At 40.8% G+C, this 2,558-nt stretch carries 1 protein-coding gene and 1 pseudogene; both read left to right on the top strand.

The annotated features are described in order from the left end of the window. A partial coding sequence (locus tag IEY42_RS21875; protein WP_188927283.1) for an OmcA/MtrC family decaheme c-type cytochrome occupies positions 1 to 1,723 on the top strand: 1,723 nt, incomplete at its 5' end. 343 nt (positions 1,724 to 2,066) lie between these two features. Continuing rightward, a pseudogene (locus tag IEY42_RS21870) lies at positions 2,067 to 2,558 on the top strand (OmcA/MtrC family decaheme c-type cytochrome); the annotation flags it as partial.

Genomic DNA, 2,558 nt, shown 5'->3' with positions numbered 1-2,558 from the left:
TGATGCTGATGGTAATGGTATCAGTGATAAAATTTTATCAACACCGCTAGATTTTATTCCAGCAACTGGCGAGTTAGCTGTTTCTGAAAAAGATTCAGTGTCTAATGCGGCATGTATTAAGTGTCATAGTTCATTAGACGGTTATGCTGATACAGATATGCGTATCGCTAACATTGGTGCTCACCATAACTATCAAAAAGTTGAAAACTGTGTAGCTTGTCATAACCCTGCTTATGCGGGCGGACAAGATGATGAAGATGTTGGCTTTAATGCTAACTTCAACGCCATGATCCATACCATTCATGCTGGTCATCATATTGCTGACTCGCTAACGGGCGAAGCTGCAGAAATGTTTGGTGAAATTGGATTTCCTGCTGAGTTAAATGAATGTACGGCATGTCATGATAATGGTACTCAGTGGAACGACAATGTCTACGAAGAAGCGTGTGTGTCTTGTCACGTTGATGTTGATTTAGCAACGGGTGAAAACCATAACGGTATTGTACCATCAAGTGACGCTGTTTGTTCTGGTTGTCACGGTGCTGGTAGCTTAAGCCCAGTTGAAGCTCACAGTGTTAACCGTCGAGCTGACTTGACTGATGGCTTAGTGTTAAATGTGGTTTCTGCTGAAGTCGCTGCTGGTGAATTAACTGTCATTATTGATGTTGAATTAAACGGTGCGGCTCCAATTGATGGAACTGATTTAACTGATTATTTATTTAACGCATCATTTGCGAAGAATATTTTAATGGGTACCCTTGATGACAACGGTGATTATGTTCCAGGGTTAAGTGTCGCTGCAACAGTGGTTACAGGTGGTCAGTTAACCTTAACTCAAACACTTGCAGATCCTACAGATTTAGATGGTAAAACACTTTATGTGTCGTCTGAAATGAACATGTGTGGTGATGCAGAGACCGATATGATAGTTGCAACTGCTGATGGTTGTGATGTTGGTATTCCTGCTAACATTGAGACTAAATACTTTGTATTTGGTGATACTGCAGCTACAGGTGATGAAACTACCGATAACTTACGTTTTGTCAACTCAACTGATTATAACGCTCCTACACAAGTGGGTAATGACCGTACAACTGCTGATGAAGCAAAATGTAATGCTTGTCATGACAATATGGCGCACATTAAAGCACCTCGTCATGGTGTGACTAACTTTACCCAATGTGCTGATTGCCATAACAACAACTATCCAGGTTCTTATCATGCTGATGTTGCCGTTGAATCTGATGATGGTACGTTTGTACAGGTTGAAGGTCTTCACTATTATAACCGTGATTTAGCAACTGTTGCTCACCGCTACCACAGTGGTACATATGCAGAAGAAGCATCTGGAGTTTACATTGATAAAGATGGTGAGTTAGTTAACTACCCAGCAACTAAAACCAATTGCCAAGCGTGTCATAAAGATGCAAATGCTGATGGTGATGCGATGCCATTCTTTGATGGTACAGGTAAGTTGACTTCAGGTAGAACTGCGATTGCTGCCTCTGATAATTATGGTGCAACTGTAGAATACATTTCTCCAGTTGCTGAAGCTTGCCGTAGTTGTCACGCTCACTCTGGTGATGCTGCGCTTGCTCACTTCAAGAGTAATGGTGCAACTGTATTTGGTGATAACATTACCTCTGCAGACGCTGTACCAGTAGAGTCTTGTGCAACGTGTCATGCTGAAGGCAAAACCTATGGTCTAGATAGTGTTCACTAAGCTTGTAAGTTATTGAATAGATAACAACTCATTTCTTAATCATCACTTAAGAAACTAACTAAAGAGAGGCAATATTGCCTCTCTTTTTATTTACTGTACCTACGAGCTGTTCATTCTAGACTTCAGTATGTTTTCTAATTTATGTATATTGAATTACTCATCAGTATCACTTGAATCAACACACCAATTTCCATTCTGAGAATATCAAAAAACGAAATTGCCGATTCCAATTAACGAATTTACAACTTGCTATCACACCTTTGCAACATCCCTCGAGCTTTCTGTCTTATTTCCCTATATTTTGTATGTGCAATACTTATAAATCTAAATCGGGGGATTTAAGATGAAAAAATATAATAAAACCTTACTTACGGCAGCATTTATCGCTGCTTTTGGTTTAGCAGGATGTGGCTCTGACGGCAGTGATGGTGCTGACGGAGTTGATGGTGTAAATGGTGTTGATGGTACTGATGGATCTGATGGTGCTAATGCCAGCTTATCTGTTACGACCGTAGAAAATGCTTATGACTACAATTTAACGCTCGATCCAGCTGATATTGTGGTTGTGGGCAGTGATCCATTTAGCATTAAATTTACTGTCACCGGTGTTGGCACTGGTAACGCTGAAGTGCCTTTCTCGGGTCTTGAAAAAGTAGCTTTGTATGTGACTAGCCAATCTGAAAATACGACTGACACTGGTGCACCAATTTTATGGACTAACCATGCGTTAGCCAATGACTTTGGCAGCAGTATGTATTGTACCCCTACAGGCACAGCTGTTGCTCGTGGTGGAGCAGAAGTTGAAGCATGTACATTAGTAGAAGATGCTGCAAAC

Source organism: Shewanella algicola (assembly GCF_014648035.1).
Lineage (GTDB): Bacteria > Pseudomonadota > Gammaproteobacteria > Enterobacterales > Shewanellaceae > Shewanella > Shewanella algicola.
Note: the sequence above shows the minus strand (reverse complement) of the source record. Positions and strands in the feature narration are given on the sequence as shown.